General features: G+C 35.8%; 31 protein-coding genes and 1 tRNA gene. All 32 read right to left on the bottom strand.

The genetic code is table 11. The features are described 5' to 3' along the window. Window positions 1-24: 24 nt before the first annotated feature. A complete protein-coding gene (gene rpsH, locus Q0X02_RS05800; RefSeq protein ID WP_297812903.1) occupies window positions 25-420 on the bottom strand; it encodes a 30S ribosomal protein S8 in 396 nt (131 codons plus the stop codon). Between the two features lie 21 nt (window positions 421-441). Then, window positions 442-627 (bottom strand): type Z 30S ribosomal protein S14, encoded by a 186-nt coding sequence (locus Q0X02_RS05795; protein WP_002836123.1) that lies wholly within the window; start codon window positions 625-627, stop codon window positions 442-444. A gap of 12 nt (window positions 628-639) precedes the next feature. Continuing rightward, complete coding sequence (rplE, locus tag Q0X02_RS05790) at window positions 640-1,182, bottom strand: 50S ribosomal protein L5 (RefSeq protein ID WP_297812900.1); 543 nt, start codon at window positions 1,180-1,182, stop codon at window positions 640-642. Between the two features lie 18 nt (window positions 1,183-1,200). Continuing rightward, window positions 1,201-1,509, bottom strand: coding sequence for a 50S ribosomal protein L24 (rplX, locus tag Q0X02_RS05785; RefSeq protein WP_297812898.1), 309 nt, complete (start codon window positions 1,507-1,509; stop codon window positions 1,201-1,203). Between the two features lie 18 nt (window positions 1,510-1,527). Next, the gene (gene rplN / locus Q0X02_RS05780) at window positions 1,528-1,896 is read right to left on the bottom strand and encodes a 50S ribosomal protein L14 (protein ID WP_002836120.1); all 369 of its coding nucleotides are present in this window, start codon (window positions 1,894-1,896) and stop codon (window positions 1,528-1,530) included. A gap of 24 nt (window positions 1,897-1,920) precedes the next feature. After that, window positions 1,921-2,175 (bottom strand): 30S ribosomal protein S17, encoded by a 255-nt coding sequence (rpsQ, locus tag Q0X02_RS05775; protein ID WP_297812896.1) that lies wholly within the window; start codon window positions 2,173-2,175, stop codon window positions 1,921-1,923. 5 nt (window positions 2,176-2,180) lie between these two features. After that, a complete protein-coding gene (gene rpmC / locus Q0X02_RS05770) occupies window positions 2,181-2,387 on the bottom strand; it encodes a 50S ribosomal protein L29 (RefSeq protein ID WP_002836118.1) in 207 nt (68 codons plus the stop codon). Further along, window positions 2,377-2,820, bottom strand: a complete 444-nt coding sequence (rplP, locus tag Q0X02_RS05765; RefSeq protein WP_297812895.1) for a 50S ribosomal protein L16 — start codon at window positions 2,818-2,820, stop codon at window positions 2,377-2,379. The genes rpmC and rplP overlap by 11 nt, the downstream gene beginning before the upstream one ends. 20 nt (window positions 2,821-2,840) lie before the next feature. Further along, entirely contained in the window at window positions 2,841-3,575 is a 735-nt protein-coding gene (gene rpsC / locus Q0X02_RS05760) for a 30S ribosomal protein S3 (RefSeq protein ID WP_297812894.1), read from the bottom strand. 11 nt (window positions 3,576-3,586) lie between these two features. Beyond that, window positions 3,587-3,925, bottom strand: a complete 339-nt coding sequence (gene rplV, locus Q0X02_RS05755) for a 50S ribosomal protein L22 (protein WP_297812893.1) — start codon at window positions 3,923-3,925, stop codon at window positions 3,587-3,589. Between the two features lie 17 nt (window positions 3,926-3,942). Beyond that, the gene (gene rpsS, locus Q0X02_RS05750) at window positions 3,943-4,227 is read right to left on the bottom strand and encodes a 30S ribosomal protein S19 (protein ID WP_297812892.1); all 285 of its coding nucleotides are present in this window, start codon (window positions 4,225-4,227) and stop codon (window positions 3,943-3,945) included. A 12-nt stretch (window positions 4,228-4,239) separates the two neighbouring features. Further along, entirely contained in the window at window positions 4,240-5,070 is an 831-nt protein-coding gene (gene rplB, locus Q0X02_RS05745) for a 50S ribosomal protein L2 (protein WP_297812891.1), read from the bottom strand. A gap of 15 nt (window positions 5,071-5,085) precedes the next feature. Then, window positions 5,086-5,376 (bottom strand): 50S ribosomal protein L23, encoded by a 291-nt coding sequence (rplW, locus tag Q0X02_RS05740; protein ID WP_297812890.1) that lies wholly within the window; start codon window positions 5,374-5,376, stop codon window positions 5,086-5,088. After that, window positions 5,376-5,999: a 50S ribosomal protein L4 gene (rplD, locus tag Q0X02_RS05735; RefSeq protein WP_297812889.1), complete on the bottom strand. Its 624-nt coding sequence runs from the start codon at window positions 5,997-5,999 to the stop codon at window positions 5,376-5,378. The genes rplW and rplD overlap by 1 nt, the downstream gene beginning before the upstream one ends. Before the next feature lie 15 nt (window positions 6,000-6,014). Next, the gene (gene rplC / locus Q0X02_RS05730) at window positions 6,015-6,644 is read right to left on the bottom strand and encodes a 50S ribosomal protein L3 (protein ID WP_297812888.1); all 630 of its coding nucleotides are present in this window, start codon (window positions 6,642-6,644) and stop codon (window positions 6,015-6,017) included. A gap of 74 nt (window positions 6,645-6,718) precedes the next feature. Next, on the bottom strand, window positions 6,719-7,027 hold the full coding sequence (gene rpsJ / locus Q0X02_RS05725) for a 30S ribosomal protein S10 (RefSeq protein WP_094229370.1): 309 nt from the start codon (window positions 7,025-7,027) through the stop codon (window positions 6,719-6,721). Window positions 7,028-7,457: 430 nt separating this feature from the next. Continuing rightward, window positions 7,458-8,135 carry an ABC transporter permease gene (locus tag Q0X02_RS05720; protein WP_297812883.1) on the bottom strand — a complete coding sequence of 226 codons (678 nt, stop codon included), beginning with the start codon at window positions 8,133-8,135 and terminating at the stop codon, window positions 7,458-7,460. A 90-nt stretch (window positions 8,136-8,225) separates the two neighbouring features. Beyond that, window positions 8,226-9,332: an ABC transporter substrate-binding protein gene (locus tag Q0X02_RS05715; RefSeq protein WP_297812880.1), complete on the bottom strand. Its 1,107-nt coding sequence runs from the start codon at window positions 9,330-9,332 to the stop codon at window positions 8,226-8,228. Window positions 9,333-9,374: 42 nt separating this feature from the next. Further along, window positions 9,375-10,160, bottom strand: a complete 786-nt coding sequence (locus tag Q0X02_RS05710) for an ABC transporter ATP-binding protein (RefSeq protein WP_297812877.1) — start codon at window positions 10,158-10,160, stop codon at window positions 9,375-9,377. Window positions 10,161-10,518: 358 nt separating this feature from the next. Continuing rightward, the gene (locus tag Q0X02_RS05705; RefSeq protein WP_297812874.1) at window positions 10,519-10,872 is read right to left on the bottom strand and encodes a YkvA family protein; all 354 of its coding nucleotides are present in this window, start codon (window positions 10,870-10,872) and stop codon (window positions 10,519-10,521) included. 70 nt (window positions 10,873-10,942) lie between these two features. Continuing rightward, window positions 10,943-12,220 carry a branched-chain amino acid transport system II carrier protein gene (gene brnQ / locus Q0X02_RS05700; RefSeq protein WP_297812871.1) on the bottom strand — a complete coding sequence of 426 codons (1,278 nt, stop codon included), beginning with the start codon at window positions 12,218-12,220 and terminating at the stop codon, window positions 10,943-10,945. Between the two features lie 163 nt (window positions 12,221-12,383). After that, window positions 12,384-12,459 (bottom strand) — tRNA-Arg (locus Q0X02_RS05695). A gap of 23 nt (window positions 12,460-12,482) precedes the next feature. After that, window positions 12,483-13,667: a D-alanyl-D-alanine carboxypeptidase family protein gene (locus tag Q0X02_RS05690; protein WP_297812868.1), complete on the bottom strand. Its 1,185-nt coding sequence runs from the start codon at window positions 13,665-13,667 to the stop codon at window positions 12,483-12,485. 8 nt (window positions 13,668-13,675) lie between these two features. Beyond that, a complete protein-coding gene (locus tag Q0X02_RS05685) occupies window positions 13,676-14,812 on the bottom strand; it encodes a glycosyltransferase (RefSeq protein ID WP_297812865.1) in 1,137 nt (378 codons plus the stop codon). Between the two features lie 27 nt (window positions 14,813-14,839). Beyond that, the gene (gene serS / locus Q0X02_RS05680) at window positions 14,840-16,105 is read right to left on the bottom strand and encodes a serine--tRNA ligase (protein WP_297812862.1); all 1,266 of its coding nucleotides are present in this window, start codon (window positions 16,103-16,105) and stop codon (window positions 14,840-14,842) included. Between the two features lie 141 nt (window positions 16,106-16,246). After that, a complete protein-coding gene (locus tag Q0X02_RS05675) occupies window positions 16,247-16,399 on the bottom strand; it encodes a hypothetical protein (protein ID WP_297812859.1) in 153 nt (50 codons plus the stop codon). Between the two features lie 50 nt (window positions 16,400-16,449). Next, entirely contained in the window at window positions 16,450-17,388 is a 939-nt protein-coding gene (locus tag Q0X02_RS05670; RefSeq protein WP_297812856.1) for a serine hydrolase, read from the bottom strand. A 156-nt stretch (window positions 17,389-17,544) separates the two neighbouring features. After that, entirely contained in the window at window positions 17,545-17,718 is a 174-nt protein-coding gene (locus tag Q0X02_RS05665; RefSeq protein ID WP_297812854.1) for a hypothetical protein, read from the bottom strand. Window positions 17,719-17,730: 12 nt separating this feature from the next. Further along, window positions 17,731-17,958: a hypothetical protein gene (locus Q0X02_RS05660; protein ID WP_297812851.1), complete on the bottom strand. Its 228-nt coding sequence runs from the start codon at window positions 17,956-17,958 to the stop codon at window positions 17,731-17,733. Window positions 17,959-18,014: 56 nt separating this feature from the next. Continuing rightward, window positions 18,015-18,710: a hypothetical protein gene (locus Q0X02_RS05655; protein WP_297812848.1), complete on the bottom strand. Its 696-nt coding sequence runs from the start codon at window positions 18,708-18,710 to the stop codon at window positions 18,015-18,017. Between the two features lie 67 nt (window positions 18,711-18,777). Next, window positions 18,778-19,467 (bottom strand): radical SAM protein, encoded by a 690-nt coding sequence (locus Q0X02_RS05650; protein ID WP_297812845.1) that lies wholly within the window; start codon window positions 19,465-19,467, stop codon window positions 18,778-18,780. Continuing rightward, window positions 19,448-19,990, bottom strand: a complete 543-nt coding sequence (locus Q0X02_RS05645; RefSeq protein WP_297812842.1) for an ECF transporter S component — start codon at window positions 19,988-19,990, stop codon at window positions 19,448-19,450. Before Q0X02_RS05645 ends, Q0X02_RS05650 begins: the two co-directional genes overlap by 20 nt. Between the last annotated feature and the right edge of the window lie 231 nt (window positions 19,991-20,221).

The following is a 20,221-nucleotide window of genomic DNA, read 5'->3' as shown; positions in this document are numbered from 1 at the left end:
TCAAACCTCCTTATAATGTTTGTGTTACCATACGTAACAAATTACCTCTCCACCAATACCTTCTTTTCTAGCAACTTTGTCAGTTACAAGGCCTTTTGATGTAGAGACAATAGCAATACCAAGTCCGCCTAAAACCTTAGGAACTTCATTTGCTCTGGCATAGACACGAAGTCCAGGTTTAGATATTCTCTTGATACCTGAAATTACTTTTTCTTCGTTAGGACCATATTTTAAATCTATTGTAATGATTCCTTGTTTACCATCATCAGTAACATTGAAACCATCGATAAATCCTTCATCTAACAAAATTTGTGCGATTGATTTTTTGATATTAGATGCAGGAACTTCAACAACTTTATGTTTAGCATTAACTGCGTTTCTTATTCTTGTAAGCATATCTGCTATAGGGTCAGTTATCATAAAAGCTTCCTCCTTCCTTTCTTACCAGCTTGCTTTTCTTACGCCAGGGATTTCGCCTTTATAAGCCAATTCTCTAAAGCATATACGGCAGATGCCATATTTCTTTAAATATCCGTGAGGTCTACCACAAATTTTGCATCTATTGTATTCTCTTGTGCTAAACTTTGCAGGTCTTTTTTGTTTTGCTATCATTGATTTTTTAGCCACTAAAACTCCTCCTTATTTCTTAAATGGCATTCCCATTTTGTCTAATAATTCCTTAGCTTCTTCGTCAGTGTTTGCAGTAGTAACGACAACAATGTCCATACCTCTGATTTGATCTACCATATCGTATTCGATTTCAGGGAATATCAATTGTTCTTTGATACCTACAGCATAGTTTCCTCTACCATCAAATGATTTAGAAGAAATACCTCTAAAGTCTCTTACACGAGGAAGAGAAATGTTCATAAATTTATCTAAGAAATCATACATTTTGTCACCACGCAATGTAACTTTAACACCTACATTCATACCTTCTCTCAATTTGAAGTTCGCTATAGATTTTCTTGCTTTTGTTACAATTGGGTGTTGTCCTGTAATTGTTTCTAATTCTTTAACAGCACTTTCGATAGCCTTAGGGTTTTCTTTTGAAGAACCTAAACCCATGTTAAGCACGATTTTTTCCAATCTTGGAACTTGCATGATGTTTTTGTATTTGAAGCGTTCAACCAAGAAAGGAACAACTTCATTTGTATATTTTTCTTTTAATCTGGAAGTCAAGTTTATACCCTCCTTATGTTACTTAATTGTTTCATTGCTAGATTTCATAAATCTAACTTTCTTACCGTCTTCAAACTTGTAACCTAATCTAGTGCCTTTTTTGTTTTTAGCATCATAATACATTACGTTTGAAACATCAATAGCAGCTTCTTTCTTAATTAGTCCACTTTCAACACCACGTCCGTTAGCCTTTTGGTGCTTAGTTACTATATTAACTCCTTCTACTATGACTCTATTTTCTTTGGCTAATACTTTAGTTACTTTTCCAGTTTTGCCTTTGTCTTTACCAGAAATAACTATTACAGTATCTCCATTTTTAATCTTCATATCTCTCTACACCTCCAATTATAATACTTCAGGTGCCAATGAGATTATTTTCATGAAGTTATTGGCTCTCAATTCACGAGTAACTGAACCAAAAATTCTTGTTCCCACTGGATTTTTATCATCTTTTATAATTACAGCTGCATTATCGTCAAATCTGATGTAACTTCCATCAGCTCTTCCCAATGGTTTAGTTGTTCTTACGATAACAGCTTTTACTACATCACCTTTTTTAACCATACCGCCCGGTTGTGCAGATTTAACTGAGCAAACTACGATGTCACCGATAGCTGCGTACTTTCTTTTAGTACCACCTAAAACTCTTATTACTAGTAGTTCTTTTGCACCAGAGTTATCTGCAACTCTCAAACGACTTTCTTGTTGAATCATAAAATTCTCCTTTCGTAATAAGAATTACTTAGCTTTTTCTATAATTTCTACAAGTCTCCAGTTCTTTGTCTTAGAAAGAGGTCTTGTTTCCATTATTTTAACTTTATCGCCAACACCAGCGATATTTTCTTCATCGTGTGCCTTAAACTTTGTTGTTTTTCTTAGTTGCTTTCCGTACAAAGGGTCTTTGACAAGTGTTTTAACTTCTACAACAATTGACTTATCCATTTTGTCTGAAACAACTACCCCAACTATGGTTTTTCTCATATTTCTTTCCATAATTGTTATGCCTCCTTACCAATGTTTAGCTCACGTTCTCTAATTATAGTTTTAATACGAGCTATATCTTTTTTTACAAGTCCTATCATCATAGGGTTTTCTAATTGCCCAGTAGCTAATTGAAAACGAAGATTAAACAATTCGCTTTTAGATTGTTCTAATTGTTTTTGTAAATCTTGATCTGATAGATTACGGATTTCTTTAGTTTTCATCAGCTTCACCGTCCTTTTCTTGGAACTCTTCACGAGTTATAAATTTAGTTTTAATTGGTAGTTTGTGTTGTGCAAGTCTCATAGCTTCACGAGCTACTTCTTCAGGAACACCTGCCATTTCAAACAATACTCTACCTGGTTTAATAACTGCTACCCAATATTCAGGAGCTCCTTTACCAGAACCCATACGAATACCGATAGGCTTCTTTGACACTGGTTTATCTGGAAATACTTTAATCCAGATGTTACCGCCTCTTTTTATATATCTTGTCATAGCACGACGTGCTGCTTCTATTTGATTAGCTGTCAACCAACAAGACCCTAACGCTTGTATACCATAATCACCGTAAGATAAAGTATTACCTCTTAATGCTTTACCTTTCATTCTACCTCTGTGAACTCTACGGTATTTAACTCTCTTAGGCATTAACATAGAATATTCCTCCTCTCAAATTAGTTTTTAGCTGCTTGGGATTTACCTTTTTTGTTGTTACTTCTTCTTTTTTTGTTTTTGTCGTTCTTTTTGTTTTTGTAAACAGGCAAATCTTCTTCTGTCATACCAGGTAACATTTCACCTTTGTACAACCAAACTTTAACACCAAGCTTACCATAAGTTGTGTCTGCTTCAGCAAAACCATAATCAATGGCTGCTCTTAGAGTTTGAAGAGGAATAGTTCCTTCACTGTATCCTTCGCTTCTTGCCATATCAGCTCCGCCAAGTCTACCTGAAACCATAGTCTTAATACCCAAAGCTCCTGCTCTCATACTTCTTTGCATTGTTTGCTTCATAGCACGTCTGAAAGAAACACGTCTTTCCAATTGACTTGCAATGTTTTCTGCAACTAATTGTGCATCTAAGTCTTGGAACTTAATTTCTTCTACATTTATGATTAAATTTTTACCTGTTAATTTTTCTAATTTTGCTTTTAACTCTTCAACACCTGCTCCTTGACGACCAATAACCATACCAGGTTTAGCTGTATTGATAGTTACTTTGATTTTGTTTGATGCTCTTTCTATTGAAACACTGCTGATACCAGCACTAAAAGATTCTTTTTTGATAAGTTCACGAATTTTATGGTCTTCTACTAAATAGTCCCCAAATTCTTTCTTGTCTGCAAACCATCTTGAATCCCAGTCTTTGATAACACCAACTCTTAATCCTTTAGGATTAACTTTTTGACCCATCAGACTCCTCCTTATAATTCTCTTTCTTCTACAATTACGCCAACATGGCTTGATCTTTTAAGAATCGGATAAGCCATACCTTTTGCTTTTGGTCTCCATCTTTTCATTACAGGAGCATTGTTAGCATATGCTTGTGATACGAAAAGTTCTTCTCTGTTTAATCCAAAATTGTGTTCTGCGTTTGCAATTGCTGAATTTAGCACTTTTTCTAAAATTCTAGCACCTTTTTTAGGAGTGAATTTCAATATAGCAAGGGCTTCATCAACTTGTTTACCTCTAATTTCTTTGCATATAAAATTTACTTTTAGAGGAGAAATACGTACATATTTCGCTATAGCTTTAGCTTGCATTGTCATACCTCCTTATATTACTTACGAACCTTACTTGTTTTTTCGTTTTTAATGTGACCTTTGTATGTTCTTGTAGGAACAAATTCTCCTAGTTTATGACCAACCATATCGTCAGTAATATAAACAGGTAGGTGCTTTCTTCCATCGTGAACTGCAATAGTGTGACCTACGAAGTTAGGGAATATCGTAGAACGACGTGACCATGTTTTGATAATCTTCTTTTCGTCGTTTTTGTTAAGTTCTTCCACTTTCTTCATTAAATGGTCATCGCAGAAAGGTCCTTTTTTAAGTGATCTACTCATTATATCCCTCCGTTATTTCTTTCTTCTTCTTACAATGTACTTGTTAGACTTCTTGTTTTTCTTACGAGTCTTAAGTCCAAGTGCTGGTTTACCCCATGGAGTTGAAGGAGCAGGTCTACCGATAGGTGCTCTACCTTCACCACCACCGTGAGGGTGATCTACTGGGTTCATTGCCGAACCTCTTACATAAGGTCTCTTACCTAAGTGTCTGTTACGTCCAGCCTTACCAATTGTAACCAATTCGTGAGAGATATTTCCTACTTGTCCTACAGTTGCTTTGCAGTCAAGGTGAATCAATCTAAATTCGCCTGATGGCAATCTCAATTGTGCAAATTTGCCTTCCTTAGCCATAAGTTGTGCTTCTGCACCAGCTGTTCTAACCAATTGAGCTCCTTTGCCAACCTTCATTTCAACGTTGTGAACTGTAGTACCTACTGGAATACTTCTAAGTGGAAGAGCATTTCCAGGTACGATATCAACATCAGCACCGCTTTCAACAACATCTCCAACCTTCAATCCTACTGGTTGAATGATGTATCTCTTTTCACCATCAGCGTATTGCAACAAAGCGATGTTAGCTGTTCTGTTTGGATCGTATTCGATTGACTTAACAACAGCCTTGATACCATCTTTGTTTCTCTTAAAATCTATAATTCTATATTTTCTCTTAGCTCCGCCGCCTCTGTGACGAATAGTAACTCTACCGTAAGAGTTTCTTCCGCCAGATTTAGTCAAGCTAACAGTTAATGATTTTTCAGGAGTAGTTTTTGTGATTTCGTCAAAAGACAAAACACTCATACCACGTACACCGGCAGAAGTCGGTTTATATTTTTTTATAGCCATGTTTTACCCCCTTAATTACATTCCTTCGAAAAATTCAATTTCTTTTGAATCTTCACTCAATGCAACTATAGCTTTCTTCCAATCAGCTCTTTTACCACTATGAGCTCCCATTCTCTTAACTTTTCCTTTGACATTCATAGTGTTAACAGATTTAACTTTTACATCGAAAATCTTTTCGATAGCATTTCTGATTTCTATTTTATTAGCATTTTTTTCAACTTTGAAAACATATTTCTTTTCTTCCATCTTAGCCATAGAATCTTCAGAAACTATTGGTTTCAAAATAATATCATATGGTGATTTCATTATTGAAACACCTCCTCAAGAATTTTAACCGCATCAGTTGTGATTACCAATGAGTTGTATTTCAAACAGTCATACACATTAATCAATCTAGCTTCGCAAATAGCTACATTTTCAATGTTTCTAAATGACCTGTAAAGAGTTTCATTGTGGTTTTCAACAACAACCAAAGCTTTTTTGTCAGCTTTAATATTCTTTAAAACTTCAACAGCTTTTTTAGTGCTTATTGCATCTAAGTTTAATTTATCTAAAACAATCATTTCATTGTCGCTAACTTTTGAAGTCAACACAGATTTGATTGCAAGTCTCTTAACCTTCTTAGGAACAGCGTAGCTGTAATCTCTAGGCTTTGGAGCGAATACTACCCCACCACCTCTCCATTGTGGAGATCTAATACTACCTTGTCTTGCTCTACCTGTACCTTTTTGTCTCCAAGGCTTCTTTCCTCCACCTCTTACCTCGCTACGAGTTTTAGCAGATTGTGTGCCTTGTCTTTTATTAGCAAGTTGATTTTTAACTACTTCATAAACAACATGCTCATTAACATCAACGCCGAAAATGGCTTCATTTAATTCTAATTCTCCAACATTTTCGCCTAGTTGGTTTAAAATTTGAACTTTAGGCATATTTCATCCTCCTTCCTATTTTGACTTAATAGCTTCTCTTACAGTAACTACTCCACCTTTATTTCCTGGAACAGCTCCCTTGATAAGAAGTAAGTTTCTTTCATTGTCAACTTTAACAATAGTTAAGTTTTGAACAGTTACACGGTCGTGACCCATTTTTCCAGAACCTTTACGTCCTTTGAAAACTCTTGCTGGATAAGAACCCGCACTTCTCGCACCGGCAACTCTGTGTGATTTAGAACCGTGACCCATAGGTCCTCTTGAATAGTTGTGTCTAACAATAGCACCTTGAGTTCCCTTACCCTTTGAAATACCGATAACATCAACAACATCTCCGTCATTGAAAATATCAGACTTGATTTCATCGCCAAGGTTAAATTGTTCATCATCACCAATTTTAAACTCTTGTAAGTGTTTCTTGAATGAAACATTAGCCTTGCCAAAATGGCCTCTCATTGGTTGGTTAACGTGTTTTTCTTTCTTTTCGATAAAACCAACTTGAATTGCGTTATATCCTTCTTTTTCTTTAGTTTTGATTTGTGTAACAACCATTGGACCCGCTTCAATGACAGTTACTGGAACAACACTACCATCTCCGTCGAAGATTTGAGTCATTCCGATTTTTTTACCTAAAATACTCTTCATTGAGTACACCTCCTATAGTGTGATATCCACATTAAAATTTACTTACAGCGGATTGCTTTACAATCATACTAAGATTAAAGTTTAATTTCGATATCTACGCCGGCAGGAAGATTAAGTTTTTTAAGGGCTTCCAATGTCTTTGCGTTAGGATTAATGATATCGATTAATCTCTTATGTGTTCTTTGTTCGAACTGCTCTCTCGAATCCTTATACTTGTGAACAGCTCTTAAGATTGTAATAATTTCTTTTTCTGTTGGCAACGGAATAGGACCTGATACTTTAACATCAGTTCTCTTAGCTGCTTCAACGATTTTTTGAGCTGATTGATCGATTAACTCATGATCATAAGCTCTAAGTCTAATTCTGATTTTTTGATTTGCCATGTAGGCACCTCCTCTGTATTTTTGAAGAAGCGTCTTGCTGGGTTATATTCATACACCCTCCCGGGTGTACAGTCACCTAAAATTTAAAAAACTTTTTTAAAAAGTTTAACCCATCGCCCTAATCTTGTAGGACTTCTCGGTGAAAATTACCTCGGAAGATTAATCACTTTCTCCGAGCAACCTTCCACTTCTACGCTCATTAACTTTAGGCACAACTGGTATTATACAATGTTAGCCACACATTGTCAACACTTTTGGGAGTTTTTTTGTGAAAATTCTAAAATTTTTACAAAAAATATTCCTTCCTTATTATATAATAAAATAGCCCGGAATAAAATCAGTTTTATCGAAAATATTTTGAAATAATTTTCGAAATTTTCAAGAGCTTTTACACACAAAAAACAGCGCACAATTTTGCACGCTGTTGTGGTTAAATTGTCCAACTCAATATTCTCTTTTTTATTAATTCGAATATTTGCATTACAATAACTAAAACTATTACCAAGAATATAAATCCTACCCAAGCATGATTAAAAAGTCCAAAATCCGTATACTTCTTCACAAAAAATCCCATGCCATATTTTGAACCATACATTTCCGCATAGACCAACATTACGAATGTACTTCTAAGTGAACTTACAAATCCTGCAAGAATAGATGGGCTTGCCGCTGGAAGAATGACTTTAACAAGCCTATCAAATCCTTTGATTTCTAAAGTTCTCGCCTTGTCCAGATATCTTTTATCGATTGTCATTATTCCTGTTATAGTTGCAAAAATAGTTGTCCACACAGTTCCATAAATAATCAAGAACAAGGATGCTGACCACAAATTCGGTGCTAGCATTAATACAAATGGAGATAGTAAAATCGAAGGAATAACGCTAAACGCATAAATTACAGGATGAAAAATCTCTCTCAATCTTTCACTCATTCCCAGTAAAGTTCCTAAGCCTATTGCTATAATCAAAGATAATATTATCGATGGAATCATTAATCCAAACGAAGAAAACATATTTATAAGCAATACTGATTTGTCTTCTTGAAATGCTTGCGCAATTGCTTCTTTACTTGGAAAAAGATAAGGGTTTACCATTTTTTTATCTGTCAAAAAAACGTACAATACGATTAACGAAACAAATATTAAAGTGGTAATCCAATACTTCCGGATAAATTCTTTTACTTTATTCAAAACTTACCTCTATTTGTCGTTTTCTTCAAAGAATTTTTCTAGTCCATTATAAAATTCTGGGTCTTCTTTACCGTATTTTTCTTTAGTTTCTTGTAAAGCTTCTTTGTATAATTCTGTATTTATTTTTTCATCAATATTTATAGATTTAGCTTTTGCGTCAAGGAAATTAGTCTTGTCCAAAATGTTCCAAGCTCTTTTAACTCCTTTTTTCAATGGGTCAATGTGAACTACATAATGTTTATCCAACATATAAGCCGCTACAAATGAATCATCAGCTTTTATTTGTTTAGCAAGCATATGGACAGCCTCTTTCTTATTTTTTTCATAGTATTGTTGTGCTCTTATTAACGCCCTTAAAATAGCCTTAATAGTCTCTGGATTTTCTTTGATATACTTTGTCTTGGCTACCAATCTACAACAAGAATAGTTAGGCATTACATCACTTTGGTAGGTAACTATGTCTACATCTTTCATATTTTTTACAGCTTGGTTTTGTTGTGTTCCTAAAAGAGCATAGTCAACTTCACCTCTAACAACCGCTGCCAAAGCATCATTGTATTTAGTAATTTGTACCCAATCTACCGCTTTCAATGGGTCTTTTACTCCCGCATCCATCAAAGCTCCTGTAAATGCGTAATACTGAGGGTTAATAGCTGCTTTTTTACCGACTAAATCTTTTACACCGTTCCATTTCGTTCCTTTTTTTGCAATTACAGGCATTGCTCCATTTAACATATGTCCCCCAAAAATTTGAAGGTCAACACCTGCAGAGATTTGTTGCAAAGGATTAGAAGTACCTGAATTTGATACTACATCTACCTTGTCAGATGCTAAAAGCGATAAGGCATCAGCATTTTCAGTAGCAAATACCGGCTCAATTTTAATACCTTCATCTTTAAAGTATCCTTTTTGTTCGGCAATTGTAACTAAAACATTTCCACTAGTTCCATAATTCCATTTAACGACTGTTTCTTTCTTATCATTTTTTGAATCGTCCTTTTTTTCTTCAGTCTTATTTGCTGTGTTTTCACTAGGTTTGTTTTCATTTTTATTAGAACAAGAAGCTAATATCAAGCAAAAAATAAGACCTACTGCAATTAATAATTTCTTTTTCATAAAATCCCTCCATGATTTTTATATGTAAACTAAATTAATAGATTACTTTAATTTCTTCGATATATCTTCATTGATTTTTTTAATCAAAAGATTTCTAAGTTCAATCATTTTTTTATCATTAAATTGATTTTCTCTCGTCATAATGGTCGACTTATCTAACTTCATATCAAAAATAATCTTACTAGGAGATTGACCTAGTACAATAATTCTATTTGCAAGCAAAATAGCCTCATCAACATCATGTGTCACGAAGAAAACAGTCTTCTTTTCTAACGATTTATTGTACAAATTGATTATTAATTCTTGAAGATTCGACCTCGTAACTGCATCAATTGCACCAAAAGGCTCGTCCATTAGCAAAACTTCAGAATCCAGAGAAAACGCCTGAGCAATTGCACACCTTTGTTGCATACCTCCGGACAGTTCTTTTGGCAATTTCCCATATATATCAGCTTCCAAACCTACGCTATTCAATGCTTCAATCGCCATTTTTTTGATTTCTGATTTTGTTTTTTGTGGATATTTTTGTTTCAACGCCAATGATATATTATCACCAGCACTAAACCAAGGGAACAACCCATAATCTTGGAAAACAACAGCCCTATCTAAACCTGCATCCATAATTTCTTTTTCTTTTAACTTAATGCTACCTCTAGTAGGCGATTCAAGTCCAGATAAAAGCCTTAGTAACGTGCTTTTTCCACAACCCGATTTGCCTAAAATACATACAAATTCTGCAAAATCTACACTTAGGTTCAAACCTTCTAATATTTTTTTTGAATTATTTTCATATGCAAATTCAAGGTTCTCAACTTTAATATAACTCATTTAGCACCCGTTCAATATAAATTTATAAATATTTAATTTAATATGTTTTTAACGTTAATATTCGTTTAGTTTAGTTTATCATATTTTATGAAATGTAACCTTTTCGCAAATTAATTTATTAGATTTGTCAATAAATTATTCATAGATTTTTATTAATATATATGTTTTTTGTGATTGAATAATTGCTTATTTAATTCGTAAATCTAGTTTTTTATTCATTAAGATGCGTTTAATAATCGATTTCACTTTGATTTTTGCTTTTATTTATTGAAAAATACAATATATAACTTTTTTTGTAAGTACCGACAACTATTCCAATCACAAAAATAACAGCGCACATTTTTGCACGCTGTTGTGGTTATTTTGCTATTATTTTGTAGAGTCCCCATCCTATCACGAGCATTGTGGCTGCTGTGATTAGCACTGCGGTTGTTTTTAGTCTTTCTTTGAGCTGTTCTGCTTTTTGTTCGCTGTTCGAGATTATGTCTAATGGGACAAATTTTTTCGCTGCGAGAATGAGTGATGGTGCGATTATCAAATCGTCCACTATCCCGAATCCAGCTACGAAATCGGGCACAAAATCAACCGGACAGACTACGTACAAGACGGAGACTGCCAGCAGTATTTTCGATATCAATGGTGTTTGTCTGTCGAAAAAAGCGTAGAGAAGTGTCGGCATATCTTTCTTAATTTTAATCAAGTTTTTGAACATTTTCTCACCTCGACAATATTATACCATATATTGCATTGTATAATGTATTACATTATAGTTACAATTTGCTCTATTTTTTGAATTTTCCAATGATTCCGCCAACAAACGCCGGGATTATCCATATAAAGCTTTTGATTTGAGCTGGAAATGCCGATTCGATTAGTTTCAGCAATCCAAAATCCAGTTTAAAGCTGTTGAGAAGAATTAAAAATCCAAAAATTGATGCGCCTATGATTGCTCCAAGTTTGACATTTTTGTCAAATGTGTCTTTTTTGAACAAGTTCAACAATATCAACACGATTGCAACAGGATATATCGCCGACAGTATTGGCGCCGATATTTTGAGGATTTTTTCTACGCCGACTACTGCAAAAAACGCACTGAAAACCGTCGAGATTATTATTATCACATCGTACGATATCACTCCGTTTGTTCTTTCGTGGAACATATCAGCGAAGAAATGTCCGACTGTCGTTGTAAGTCCAATCGCCGTTGTGAGACAGGCGAGTACCATCGCTAGGCATATCAACAGTTTGCCGACGATGCCGAGTTGTTGGTTGCAAATGTAGAGTAAAAGTTCGATTCGCTCCATTTTGCCCAGATTCAAATTCGATGTCGTCGCACCGATAAACAAAAGTCCTCCGTAGACAAAACAAAGCCCAATGGATGCGATTATCGCAGATTTTATCGTGTAATTTTTGATTTCGTCCTCGTCTTTAATTCCACTTTGCATAAATCCTTTTGTCACGACTATGGCGAACACTAAAGATGCCAACGCGTCCATCGTCTGGTATCCTTCTTCAAAGCTTTTTTGGAATACTTGGATTTGGTGCGTGTCAACGGGCTTTGCAACCGGTAGGATGATTCCTTTGAAAATTATCAGTACAAGTATTGTTATCAAAATAGGAGTCAGTATTTTTCCCAAACTGGATATTATCGTGTTTGGTTTTCTGACAAATAAATACACCACAACGAAAAACAATACTGTCAGTAAAATCGAGTTGGAATCTTTGATGAATCCTTTTTGAAGTACTTCGACAGTTGTCGCTGCGGTTCTCGGTATTGCAAGTCCAGGTCCAATTGCAAGCATTATTATCGTGGAAAAAACCACGGAAAATTTCGGACTGATTGTGTTCGCTATTTTCTCGATTGTTCCTCCGCATTTTGTAGCTGCAAGCAATCCGAGAAAAACGAGCCCCACAGAGCTCAACAAAAATCCAATCGTCGCCACCAAATACTGCTCTCCGACTTTGTTTCCCAAGTACGGCGGAAAAATCAAATTCCCCGCCCCGAAAAACATCGAGAAGAGTGCAAACCCACTTACAAATATTAATTTTTTATTTTTCATCATTACCTCTGTATAATTATTTTAATTTTTTATCATATTTTACAATTTTACCATAAATTTGTCCGATAAACAACAATTTTTTCTAAAACACTCTCGTTTATTTTTTGATTTTCGACGTATTTTTTAACATAAAAAAACCTTGAACAACTCGTTCAAGGTTTTTTGGTACTCCCACCCGGATTCGAACCGAGGAATCTCCCTTAGGAGGGGAGGATTATATCCTGCTTAATTATGGGAGCTTGTTAAACCGAATTTAATCGGTTTATGATTGTAGCAGTGCAGATAATAGTTCGTATGTGTATGCTGCACTTCTTTTTATTCTAGTCATTGTGTCTGCTTTTTCGTAGGATTTGTTGACTACAAGGCTGACTTCTCTGGTATCGCCTTTTCCTGTGTCGATTACGATTTTACCGACGATTTGTCCTTTCTTCAAAGGCGCTTTCAAATCTTTTTTGATGTCCAATTTTTCTTGCAGACCTGTTTTGTTGTTGTACAAAATGGATACGTCTTCTGTTGGAAATATTTCAACTTTTCCATCGACAACGCTGTTGACAATTTTCGTCTCGATTGGCTTTTCTCTGTCCAATATTTTCATTGGCTCGAAAGAGTTTCTGACATATTCGAGCATTATTTTTTGGTAAGTGTTTCTGTCGTATTTCGTAGGAGCGCCCATCAAGACCGAAATGACTTTGTGTTTTGAATCGTTCGGTTTCAAATTCATCGTGGTTATCAAGCAGTATCCCGCCTTTTCTGTCGTTCCAGTTTTGAATCCATCTACTCCGTCGATTTTGCCCAAGAACGGTATCGTGCTCGTTGCCTCGTATTTTCTTTGTGGCATTGATAGTTTTTGTGTTTTTGTGTAGTTGAGCACTTGTGGGAAATTATTGATAGTGTAGCTCGTCAACTTCGCCAAATCTTTTGCGCTCATCAAATTGTCCTTGTCGTTTTCGGGATAACCAGATGCCGTGTAGAACTTCGCTGAATCTAGCTCAAGTTCTGCTGCTTTTTTGTTCATTCTTTTGACGAATTTTTGAACAGAGCCTTCTGATTTGATTGCCAATTCATCTGCAGCGTCGTTGCCGCTGACTATCATCATTCCCCTTATCAAATCATTTACAGTCAACTCTTCGCCTTTTTTAAGCTGCATGGTGCTTGCTTCGGGCTTTGAGTATTGTGTTTGAATTTTGATTTTGTCGTCTAACTTGTACTTGTTTGCGTGGATATCTTCCATAACCAACACATAAGTCATGATTTTCGTAAGTGATGCTATTGCAAGCGGTTTGTTTTCGTTGTAATTCAACAATTCTTGTGAATATTCTTGTTCGATTGTGTAATACGATTTTACCTTGTCTTCAAATCCCAATCTCGAGTCCGCTGTTGATAGTGCCGGTTGAAATACAATTGTAAGTATTAACATCAAGGGTATTAATTTTTTAATACTCTTCATTTCTCACCTCATCTTTTCGATATAACTTCTTTGTACACCTTTATTACATCATCTGTAATTTTTTCTTCAGAATAAACTTCTTTAATGTCGTGTGAAATTTTAGCTCTGTCGTATTTGTCGATATTGTCGTGCATATATTTCAACGCACCAGCTAACTTCTCAACGTCAAATCTGTCGACTAGTACTCCGTTTTCTTCGTTGATTAAATGTTCAGGCCCACCGCACTTGCTCGCAACCACCGGAAGACCAGCAGACAATGCTTCCAAATAAGCCAGTCCAAATGTCTCCGAATAAGAATACAAGCAAAACATATCAGCGTTGTTGTACGCTTCTACGATTTTTTCCCTTCTGGTGGAGCCAGGAAGAAATACTTGGTCCGATATATTCAATTTTTCAACCATTTTCAACAACGGTTTTCTCAAAAATCCATCACCAAAAATCGTCAATCGAATTTTCTTGTCGTGGGCAAACGCAAGATTAAACGCTTCTATCAATTCTTTCGGCCCTTTTGTCGTGATTACATTGCCAGTCGACACGATGTTGAAGATTTCTCCACGTTTGAAATTTTCGTTATTTTGAAAAATCGTGAGATTGGGAATAATCGCAATCTCTGTGGAATCCTTGCCAAATTCACGTTTGATTTTCTCTTTGAATTTAGGACTGACGGTTATCAATCCGTCCGTTCTGTCGTATGTTTCCTGAGCGATTTTTTTGTAGCGAGGTTTGATTACATCTTGGTTGACAACGGAGTTACATTCCGTTAGAACAAATGGGATGTTCATCTCACGGCAAAGCTTCGATGTGTAGTAGCCCTGGTCTGTAAAATAAGTGTGAATCACATCGGGTTTGCCCTCGATTTGCTCAACTTTTTTGTAGAAATGTCTCAACACCACATAAGAAAAGTCATAAAGGCTTTTGATTATATATCTTCCGATTGGGAAATGGAACGAATACACTTTTACATTGTCTCTGATGAAATATTCACTTTTGTATTTTCGAAAACGTCGAATAGACCTCAAATCAAGTGCAATCAACACAACATCGACGCCTTTTTTGGCGAGGGCGATTGCCTGATCCAATTCAAATATTCCATTCATTTTGTATTTATCCGTAGGATATCCCCTAGCGATTATATAAGCCTTCATTTCTTTTCCTATCATAATTTTAATTTACTAGTCTATTATATCAAATCCTGTGTATTTTTGTAGCACTTTCGGAATTTTTATTGAACCAGCAGCTTGTTGATAGTTTTCTATTACTGCTGCAAAGCAACGACCTATCGCTAGTCCTGACCCGTTTAATGTGTGAATGTATTGTGGTTTATTGTTTTCGTCACGATATCTTATATTCGCACGTCTAGCTTGGAAATCCTCGAAGTTTGAACAGCTTGATATTTCGACGTATCTGTTGTAGCTTGGCATCCACACTTCGATGTCGTAAGTCATTGCAGATGAAAATCCCAAATCTCCCGAGCAAAGTCTGACAACTCTGTATGGAATTTCCAACAATTGCAAGATTTCTTCTGCATTGTTTGTCAATTTTTCCAACTCGTCATAACTTGTCGAAGGCTCTACGAATTTCACCATTTCAACTTTTTCAAATTGGTGATTTCTTATCAACCCTCTCGTGTCACGTCCAGCACTTCCGGCTTCTCTTCTGAAACATTGAGTGAACGCTGTGTAATAAATTGGCAAGCTTCCTTGTTCCAAAATTTCTCCTGCCAACAAATTAGTCACTGGAACTTCCGCAGTAGGCGCTAGGAACATATCGTCCTTTTCGCAGTAAAACATATCTTCTCTGAATTTTGGAATTTGACCAGTTCCTCTCATTGCAGATGGGCTCATCAAAACAGGAGTGTTGACTTCAGTGTAGCCTTGTTTTTCTGTATGAAGATCCACCATAAAATTCATCAAAGCTCTTTCAAGTCTCGCACCTTTTCCCTTGAACACAGAAAATCTTGATTTTGAAATCTTAGTCGCCCTTTCGAAATCCAAAATATCCAAGTCAACGCCCAAATCCCAGTGAGCTTTTATATCGAAATCAAACTTACGAGGCTCGCCCCATTTTCTCATTTCCAAGTTTTCAGTGTCGTCAAGTCCAATCGGAACGTCCTTGTTCGGCGTGTTTGGAATTTCCATCAAGTATTCGTTTATTTTGTCGTCGATGTTTTTCAACTCGTCATCCAAAGATTTGATATCGTCGGACAATTTCTTCAAATCAAGAAAAAGTTCAGTCGTGTCTTCGCCATTTTTCTTCATTTGAGGAACTTGTTTCGAGATTTTGTTTTGTTCCGCCTTCATTGCTTCAACTTTTTGAATAACTTCACGTCTTTTTTCGTCTGTATCCAAAAGTTTTTGAATTGGATATTCTCCTCTTCTTTTTTTTAGTGCATCGATAATTTCTTGTGGATTTTTTCTTATTCTTTTGATATCTAACATAACTAACTCCTTATAAAACAATAAAAAAACTCATACCCAAGGGACGAAAATTACGTTTCCGCGACTGCCACCCTAATTAGCATAAGCTCTCTCAATTAATAACGCATCGAAGGTAGATTCATTATTTTCGTATACTTATTTTCACCAGCCATAAGCTCTCTGAAATACTCCAATAATTACTAAGTCTTCATCATCTGCAATATTCATTTTTATTAATGTATATTTTACCACAAACAATGTTGTCGTGTCAATGTAGGGGTTGTTTACAACATTTTTTGATTTTTTTATATTCATGATAGAATTTCGCACGAATATCTTCAAAAACGCCAATCTGCTTTAATCTCTTATTTTTTGTTTATAATAGTGTTGATCGCCGCCTGCACAGCCTTATACCTGTCTTCATTTGTGTGCGATGCAAGACAAGTTATGAGATACTTCTTTCCGTTTTTCTCGTACAAGACGACAATGTTGTAGGACGATGCCATCGTGCCCGTCTTGACGCCTTTTACATTTTCGTTGTAAAACGCTGACTTAGGATCCAAAAATTCGTTGGTGTTTTTCCAAGTCATTTCTCCCTGAGCAGTTTGGATTGTAAAATAACTCTTGCCCATACATTTTTTGACAAAATCGTAATCAATAAGCTTAAGCGTTACTCTGTTGATATCTTTTAAATTGGTATCTGCCAGTATGGAAAATCCACTCGGATCGAACAAATGGGTTTTATTGTAACCTTCATCTGCGAGGTACTTGCTGAGATTTTTTACAAAATAATTCACATATTTTTTTGCACTGTAACCATCTCCCAAGTCTTTTTTGCCAATATTGTATGCCAGTGCATAAGCCGCATCATTTCCAGATGGCACAAGCATAGCCTGCATTATTTGCTCGGCTGTGTACTTTCCGACTTTCAAATGAGCTAGCGATGAGCCTTCGGGAACAAGTGCTAGCAATTCTCGGTTTACTTCGATGGTGTCATCTAATTTTACCTTTGTTAGTGCGTAATCAATCGCAAAAAGCTTCGACAAGCTCGCAACTGTAGGTAATTGTCCACCGCCTTCATAAAACAAATATTTTTCTTGATTTATGTCATACACCGAAAAAGCAAGTGCGTCTTCGGGAATCTTCAACTCATTAGTGTCTAATTTGAAATCAATTCTGTCGTAAAATTTTCTAAAAGTTCGGGATTGTAAAATTCTATAGCCACGCAAGTTCAATAAGAAAAAACAGAACACCAAAAGAATGGCTCCAAGAATTAAAAATAATGTACGCTTGTATTTTTTCATAATTCACCTCTGTACTCTAATTATCCTATACCACAATGTAAATTGCAATAAAAAATAATCTTTAAAATTCACATTGTAGCCGTGTCGAAAAGCTCACACAAAAAACACCAAGCACAATCTTCAGTTGATTCTTGTACTCGGTGCTCAGTCTATTAATTATCGATTTTTTTTGAAAAATTCTGAAACAAATCCTATGATAACTAAAACTATGAAAATTTTCATCAAGAATTTCAATATGCTGACAGTTATTCCCATAATTCCCATCAATATATTCAAAGCCAAAATAGCCAAGAATATATACAAAATGTATTTCAAATATTTGTTATCCATACTCCACTTCCTTTATATCTCTTCTTTTACTAAAAATCTTCTGTAAATAAATCTAATTACCAAAACTACTATCGCTATTTTTATGAAAACTTTCAAAAACGAGAACGCTACTGCCCCAATTGCTACTAAAATTCCTACAATGGCTCCGACTAATCCCAATACCAATCCAAAAGCTCCCAAGATAGCTGCAAAAACTATTGATAAAATAACTATCAATGTAACAAGTGCCAAAGTAATCATAATGCCTCCCTATGCTTTGTATAGTACCTTTTATTACATTATAGCATAATACTTCTCTATTCACAACAAGCATTTGGAGAAATTTCGAATGATTTGATGAAAAACTCCCCGTTTTTTTCGTCCAATTTGAGCTGTGATTTTATGTCATCTTCCAAGATTATCTCGCCGGATTTTATAATGCAACTAGCCGGCTCGAAAGCCCATTTTTCGTCAATGTCGTCTGCAAAATAATACGAGTTGGTCTCTATCAAATAAATCACATCTTCCTTGTCTTTGAGAGCATCTGATGAGATTTCGGTGTATTTTAACAACACGCCATCGACCAAATTCTTGTCGACCTTCAAAATCTTCGAATCTTTTTTTACTTTTGTGAATCGCTGAAATTCCTCAAACGATTTTAGCTTGTCGATGGTGTCCTTGTCATTTGTTACATCCCCGCTTGGAAAATGCTGAATAAATTTCTTCAAGCATATATCCTGTGGCGATTCAAAACTTTCCCCGTAGAAAAAATTGTCGATTGAGTTGTAGGTGTCGGCATCTTTGGATTTGTTGAATTTCTGTGCGATTTTCGCAACTCTCTGTTTTTCAACTCGTCCATCTTGTAGCGTGTCGACATTTGTGAATGCCTCCTCGAGGTAATTTCCGACGTATAATTTCTGTTGTTTTGTCAGCTCTACTTCTTTTTTGCCACAAGCTACAACAAAAACGACACTCATCAGCACCAACATTATTTTCAGTAATTTTGTGTTCATATTTTCCTCCCGTTTTTTTTCTAATATTATTATATATTAATGTCAAGAAAAAAACACCGACCGAGAATTAACCAACTCCCAAATCGGTGTTTTGTATTAGCATTTCAACTTTTGGATTGTCTTTCAAATCGTAGTGCTTGTCGATAAACCACCTCACAAGTTCTTCGTCTCTTTTAATAGATGTCGAATTGTTGATGAAAATATTTATCGTAATCCACATGAAATTGGAAAGCCCAATCTCGATGTCACGTTCAATCATTTCCCTCGTCTGCCCTTTGATTCCAACCATCAAACAAGCAGAATCAAAATAATCGGACACTTCTTTGACGTCAGTGAACTTCGCGTTTTTGTTGAGGACATTTTCCCTGAAATCATAGTCGAACGATTCGATTCCCGTCTTGAACAACACCTCGCAACCGAAAAACTCCCTGATTTCGTCGAGCCTGTGTTTGAAAATGTAGTGCGCCTCGAAAACAAGCGTGTGGATGTTTTTCTCGTGAATCAAATTTCTGATGTCGATTTTCGTCTGTTCGGGAAGCTCGAACACATTTCCCGAATTGATACACTCCAAGACGCCGAACTCGCCTGTAACATTTTGTAGGACGTTTCTGTTTTGTCTTGCTGCTTCGTCCTCGTCCTTGATGTTATCTTCAATGTAATCACAAAAAGCGCATTTGCCCCAAAAACAAGGTCTGCCCTTCAAAAGCACAATCTCTCGTTTCAATTTTTCTTCTATCTTAGCGTAGCGATTCAGCATTTATTCTCCTCAAAATAGCACTTACGATTGTAAATGAAATCAATCTATCGAAAAATTCCATAAAATACTGGTTAACCAGCGAACTAACCGCAGGATTAACCCCCATATTAATCATAAATCTCACAATTACATCGCTTCCGGAACTCGTCACACCACCGAAAATATACCCCTGGATAATTGCTCCCAAAATCGCACCCGGAATTACCGCCAACAAAAGTGCGCCAACCGTGGTGAATTTTTTGAAATATCCGTTGTCGTGGAGGATTCCCACCATAAAAACCATCAACATCCCCGTCGGTGCAAATGGAAGTGCAAAAGGGTCGAACATAATTTGATTCATCACAGATGACAAAAAAGCTGTGACAACTGCGTATTTCCATCCAAACAACATAACCACCATAATCGAACCGATGTGGTCGAGTAGCAGAGGGATTTTCGTGGCAACCGCGACGAACGAACCCAGACAATTTATCGCAATGCAAATTGCAATAGTAGTCAATAATTTTGTATTTGTTTTTCTCAATAAAAAAACCTCCTAATAAAATATAGGAGAACTCAAAAATAACGCCTTGGTTTTTTTATACTTGGAGCTCTCAAACAAGTCCTGAAACAAGTTCAGTTTTAACTAGGCATTTGTAATTGTACCAAAAATTTTATCCGTTTGCAAACAACGGCTTTTCAACACCACAGACTAATTTATCCCACAAAAACCTGCTAACAAAAGTCAAGCATAACCTGAAATTAATTTCAGGTT

This window comes from uncultured Finegoldia sp. (genome assembly GCF_947252345.1).
Classification (GTDB): domain Bacteria; phylum Bacillota; class Clostridia; order Tissierellales; family Peptoniphilaceae; genus Finegoldia.
The sequence above is the reverse complement of the archived record's forward strand: the minus strand, read 5'-3'. Positions and strand labels throughout refer to the sequence as shown.

Bases quoted from the DNA above. Each gene is read 5' to 3' on its own strand.
- rplC (WP_297812888.1), bottom strand. From the start codon at position 6,644: ATGAAGAGTATTTTAGGTAAAAAAATCGGAATGACTCAAATCTTCGAC.
- Q0X02_RS05650 (WP_297812845.1), bottom strand. From the start codon at position 19,467: ATGCTGAATCGCTACGCTAAGATAGAAGAAAAATTGAAACGAGAGATT.
- Q0X02_RS05685 (WP_297812865.1), bottom strand. From the start codon at position 14,812: ATGAAGGCTTATATAATCGCTAGGGGATATCCTACGGATAAATACAAA.
- Q0X02_RS05710 (WP_297812877.1), bottom strand. From the start codon at position 10,160: ATGAGTTATATTAAAGTTGAGAACCTTGAATTTGCATATGAAAATAAT.
- Q0X02_RS05675 (WP_297812859.1), bottom strand. From the start codon at position 16,399: ATGAATATAAAAAAATCAAAAAATGTTGTAAACAACCCCTACATTGAC.
- rpmC (WP_002836118.1), bottom strand. From the start codon at position 2,387: ATGAAAACTAAAGAAATCCGTAATCTATCAGATCAAGATTTACAAAAA.
- rplN (WP_002836120.1), bottom strand. From the start codon at position 1,896: ATGATTCAACAAGAAAGTCGTTTGAGAGTTGCAGATAACTCTGGTGCA.
- rpsJ (WP_094229370.1), bottom strand. From the start codon at position 7,027: ATGGCAAATCAAAAAATCAGAATTAGACTTAGAGCTTATGATCATGAG.
- rplV (WP_297812893.1), bottom strand. From the start codon at position 3,925: ATGCAAGCTAAAGCTATAGCGAAATATGTACGTATTTCTCCTCTAAAA.
- rpsC (WP_297812894.1), bottom strand. From the start codon at position 3,575: ATGGGTCAAAAAGTTAATCCTAAAGGATTAAGAGTTGGTGTTATCAAA.
- brnQ (WP_297812871.1), bottom strand. From the start codon at position 12,220: ATGAAAAATAAAAAATTAATATTTGTAAGTGGGTTTGCACTCTTCTCG.
- Q0X02_RS05660 (WP_297812851.1), bottom strand. From the start codon at position 17,958: ATGATTACTTTGGCACTTGTTACATTGATAGTTATTTTATCAATAGTT.
- rplW (WP_297812890.1), bottom strand. From the start codon at position 5,376: ATGAAATCACCATATGATATTATTTTGAAACCAATAGTTTCTGAAGAT.
- rplD (WP_297812889.1), bottom strand. From the start codon at position 5,999: ATGCCTAAAGTTCAAATTTTAAACCAACTAGGCGAAAATGTTGGAGAA.
- rplB (WP_297812891.1), bottom strand. From the start codon at position 5,070: ATGGCTATAAAAAAATATAAACCGACTTCTGCCGGTGTACGTGGTATG.
- Q0X02_RS05715 (WP_297812880.1), bottom strand. From the start codon at position 9,332: ATGAAAAAGAAATTATTAATTGCAGTAGGTCTTATTTTTTGCTTGATA.
- serS (WP_297812862.1), bottom strand. From the start codon at position 16,105: ATGTTAGATATCAAAAGAATAAGAAAAAATCCACAAGAAATTATCGAT.
- rplP (WP_297812895.1), bottom strand. From the start codon at position 2,820: ATGTTAATGCCTAAGAGAGTTAAATACCGTAGAGTTCACAGAGGTAGA.
- rplX (WP_297812898.1), bottom strand. From the start codon at position 1,509: ATGAAGATTAAAAATGGAGATACTGTAATAGTTATTTCTGGTAAAGAC.
- Q0X02_RS05665 (WP_297812854.1), bottom strand. From the start codon at position 17,718: ATGGATAACAAATATTTGAAATACATTTTGTATATATTCTTGGCTATT.
- rpsS (WP_297812892.1), bottom strand. From the start codon at position 4,227: ATGAGTAGATCACTTAAAAAAGGACCTTTCTGCGATGACCATTTAATG.
- Q0X02_RS05655 (WP_297812848.1), bottom strand. From the start codon at position 18,710: ATGAACACAAAATTACTGAAAATAATGTTGGTGCTGATGAGTGTCGTT.
- Q0X02_RS05705 (WP_297812874.1), bottom strand. From the start codon at position 10,872: ATGTTCAAAAACTTGATTAAAATTAAGAAAGATATGCCGACACTTCTC.
- rpsH (WP_297812903.1), bottom strand. From the start codon at position 420: ATGATAACTGACCCTATAGCAGATATGCTTACAAGAATAAGAAACGCA.
- rpsQ (WP_297812896.1), bottom strand. From the start codon at position 2,175: ATGGAAAGAAATATGAGAAAAACCATAGTTGGGGTAGTTGTTTCAGAC.
- Q0X02_RS05690 (WP_297812868.1), bottom strand. From the start codon at position 13,667: ATGAAGAGTATTAAAAAATTAATACCCTTGATGTTAATACTTACAATT.
- Q0X02_RS05670 (WP_297812856.1), bottom strand. From the start codon at position 17,388: ATGAAAAAATACAAGCGTACATTATTTTTAATTCTTGGAGCCATTCTT.